Origin of the sequence: Mesorhizobium sp. M2A.F.Ca.ET.067.02.1.1 (assembly GCF_004023285.1) — a bacterium.
Taxonomy (GTDB): domain Bacteria; phylum Pseudomonadota; class Alphaproteobacteria; order Rhizobiales; family Rhizobiaceae; genus Mesorhizobium.
The window spans coordinates 1-2,801 of the sequence record NZ_RZSB01000772.1 but is presented as its reverse complement, the minus strand read 5'-3'; the positions used below and the strand labels follow the sequence as shown (position 1 = coordinate 2,801).

Sequence of the window (2,801 nt, the reverse complement as noted above, 5' to 3'; positions counted from 1 at the left end):
GTGGAGAGCGTGACATAGAAGCCGCCGAGCATGCCGCCGGCGATGAACAGCCAGGGCGCCGGCGCCTTCCAGTCGAGCGAAATGCCCTGCAGCCTCACCACCGCGAGGGCAATGATGCCAAGGACGATGGCGCCCGACAGGAACGAGAACGCCGCGGCGGCCACGGGAAGGCCGAGGCCGCGCGCCAGTTGCGAATTGATCGGCGCCTGGATGGCGATGAAGGCGCCGGACAGGATGCCGAGCAGGGACCAGACTGCGCCCATCATCGTTATGCCCTTACTTGACGTCGGCCGCGACCTTCAGCGACACGATCTTGTCGGGATCCTGCACCGGCTCGCCGCGCTTGATCTTGTCGACATTTTCCATGCCCTCGATGACCTGGCCCCACACCGTGTACTGGCGGTTGAGGAAGGCGGCATCGTCGAAGCAGATGAAGAACTGCGAATTCGCCGAGTTCGGGTTCTGCGCCCGAGCCATCGAGCAGGCGCCGCGGCCATGATTGGCGTTGGAGAACTCGGCCTTGAGGTCCGGCTTGTCGGACCCGCCCATGCCCGCGCGCGACGGCGCATAGGTCGGCTTCGAGGAGTTGCCGAACTTGACGTCGCCGGTCTGCGCCATGAAGCCGTCGATGACGCGGTGGAACACGACGCCGTCATAGGCGCCCTCACGCGCCAGTTCCTTGATGCGGGCGACGTGGCCGGGGGCCAGTTCGGGATACATTTCAATGACGACCTTGCCCTTGGTCGTTTCCATGATCAGCGCGTTCTCGCGATCCTTGATCTCAGCCATGTCAGAAATCCTTTTTGAAAATTGAGGGGTTTATTTGCCGTCGGCGGCGATGCGAACCTTGATCATGCGGTCGGGGTCGCTGACCGTGCCGTTGTCGGCCTCGTCGCCCTTCTTGATCTTGTCGACGAGGTCCATGCCGCCGACCACCTTGCCGACGATGGTGTACTGGCCGTCGAGGTTCGGCGCCGGCGCGAACATGATGAAGAATTGCGAGTTGGCCGAATTCGGGTCCTGCGATCGCGCCATGCCGACCACGCCGCGCGTGAATTGCTCGCTCTGCGAGAACTCGGCCGGCAGATCGGGAAGATCGGAACCGCCGGTGCCGACGGCTTGCGGGTCGAAACCCTTCTTCATGTTGCCGAATTTGACGTCGCCGGTCTGCGCCATGAAGCCGTCGATGACGCGGTGGAAGGCGACATTGTCATAGGCGCCGTCGCGCACCAGCTTCTTGATCTGCGCGACATGCTTGGGCGCCAGATCGGGGCGCAGCGCAATCGTCACGTCGCCATCCTTGAGAGTGATGATCATGGTGTTCTCCTTGTCGGCGGCGACGGCCGGCCCGGATGCCGAGAAAAGGGATGCCGCGAAAAGGCCGGCAAGCACGACAAGGAACGAAGCGAGCTTCTTCAGCTGCATAGGGATCTCCGGGAAAACCTATTTGGTGAACTTGGCGGTGAGCGCCCCGGCGACAGCCGCCGGCACGAATGGGCGGATGTCGCCGCCCATCGAGGCAATCTGGCGCACGAGTGTGGCGGTAATGGTGCGCACCGAGGGACTCGCCGGCAGAAAAACCGTCTGCAGTTCCGGCGCCATCGTCTCGTTCATGCCGGCCATCTGCATTTCGTAGTCGAGATCGGTGCCGTCGCGCAGGCCGCGGATCATGATCGAAGCGCCCCGCTTGCGGGCAGCGTCGATGACCAGCCCGTCGAACGCAACGACCTTGATGCGGCCGGCGTCCTTGCCGAATTCGGCCTTGGCAGCGGCTTCGATCAGCTTCACGCGTTCCTCGAAGGAAAACAACGGTTTCTTGCCCGGATGGATGCCGATCGCCGCATAGACGGTGTCGGCCACCGCCAGCGACGCCTTGAGCACGTCAAGATGGCCGTTGGTCAGCGGGTCGAAGGAGCCGGCGTAAAGGGCGGTGCGTTCGGTCATGGCAGGCTTCTAGAGCAATTCCAGGAAAAGTGTGAGCGGTTTTCCGTCTGGAATTGCGCAAACGAGAAAGATAGAGCGGTTCGCCGTTTTCGGCGAAACGCTTTAGCGACCCTCTCAAACAAAGGCAAATCCGACAGTTCCCGCCATGAACCTTTTCACCCCGATGAACGACAGATGAATGCGAGGATCACGAACGTTTCACGCAGCGTTCACTAGGTTGCCGCTTCAATGGACGAAACAAAATCTCCATCTCATCGTTGTAAGCCCAGGAGAACACGCAAATGCTGATCTACATGCTTGCCACAGCAATGACCATCGTGATGCTCATCGCGACCGCCTTCGGGTTGCATCAGGAAGCAGCGCGGGTGCGCGTCAAGGCCAACACCAAGCGCCTCGATGGTTTCGCCTACCGCAACAACGTCTACCGTCGCCACTGATATCCCCGTCATGATCGAACCGGCCCAACGGTCCAACGGGCCGGTTGAGCCGGACGAAATCTATTCGCTCCCGCCCGTATCGTCCGCACCAGCCTCGCTCGAAGCCACGTCTTCCGCCTCTTCGTCCGACTGCGGCTCCGAAATCCGCTCCACCGACACGACCTTCTCGCCTTCGGCCGTATTGAAGATCGTCACGCCCTTGGTGGCGCGGCTGGCAAAGCGTATGCCGTTGACCGGCACCCGGATCACCGTGCCGCCGTCCGAAACCAGCATGATCTGATCGTCATTGCCGACCGGGAAGGTCGCGACTAGGCGGCCGATCTCGGCCGTCTTGGAAACGTCGGTGGCGCGAATGCCCTTGCCGCCGCGCCCCGTCAGGCGGAAGTCGTAGGACGACGAGCGCTTGCCGTAGCCGTATTC

Annotated in this window: 6 protein-coding genes; 1 reads left to right on the top strand and 5 read right to left on the bottom strand. The window is 62.1% G+C overall.

Annotated elements, in window-relative coordinates; all coding sequences use genetic code 11:
* The 4 genes from EOA28_RS31565 to coaD form a co-directional block, all read right to left on the bottom strand.
* Positions 1 to 266: DMT family transporter (locus EOA28_RS31565; protein ID WP_189342290.1), on the bottom strand; the 266-nt coding region annotated here is incomplete at its 3' end.
* 10 nt (positions 267 to 276) lie between these two features.
* Entirely contained in the window at positions 277 to 789 is a 513-nt protein-coding gene (locus EOA28_RS31560) for a peptidylprolyl isomerase (protein ID WP_042642653.1), read from the bottom strand.
* A 30-nt stretch (positions 790 to 819) separates the two neighbouring features.
* A complete protein-coding gene (locus tag EOA28_RS31555; RefSeq protein ID WP_245463509.1) occupies positions 820 to 1,317 on the bottom strand; it encodes a peptidylprolyl isomerase in 498 nt (165 codons plus the stop codon).
* Between the two features lie 126 nt (positions 1,318 to 1,443).
* The gene (gene coaD, locus EOA28_RS31550; RefSeq protein WP_127249456.1) at positions 1,444 to 1,944 is read right to left on the bottom strand and encodes a pantetheine-phosphate adenylyltransferase; all 501 of its coding nucleotides are present in this window, start codon (positions 1,942 to 1,944) and stop codon (positions 1,444 to 1,446) included.
* A 281-nt stretch (positions 1,945 to 2,225) separates the two neighbouring features.
* Here coaD and EOA28_RS31545 point away from each other — a divergent pair, with 281 nt between their 5' ends.
* Entirely contained in the window at positions 2,226 to 2,381 is a 156-nt protein-coding gene (locus EOA28_RS31545; protein WP_127249457.1) for a hypothetical protein, read from the top strand.
* Between the two features lie 60 nt (positions 2,382 to 2,441).
* Here the strand turns inward: EOA28_RS31545 and EOA28_RS31540 are convergent.
* Positions 2,442 to 2,801: DNA gyrase C-terminal beta-propeller domain-containing protein (locus tag EOA28_RS31540; protein WP_281060938.1), on the bottom strand; the 360-nt coding region annotated here is incomplete at its 5' end.

What these genes read in the sequence shown, in the direction of transcription:
- EOA28_RS31560 (WP_042642653.1), bottom strand. Translation starts at nt 789, where the DNA reads ATGGCTGAGATCAAGGATCGCGAGAACGCGCTGATCATGGAAACGACC.
- EOA28_RS31545 (WP_127249457.1), top strand. Translation starts at nt 2,226, where the DNA reads ATGCTGATCTACATGCTTGCCACAGCAATGACCATCGTGATGCTCATC.
- EOA28_RS31555 (WP_245463509.1), bottom strand. Translation starts at nt 1,317, where the DNA reads ATGATCATCACTCTCAAGGATGGCGACGTGACGATTGCGCTGCGCCCC.
- coaD (WP_127249456.1), bottom strand. Translation starts at nt 1,944, where the DNA reads ATGACCGAACGCACCGCCCTTTACGCCGGCTCCTTCGACCCGCTGACC.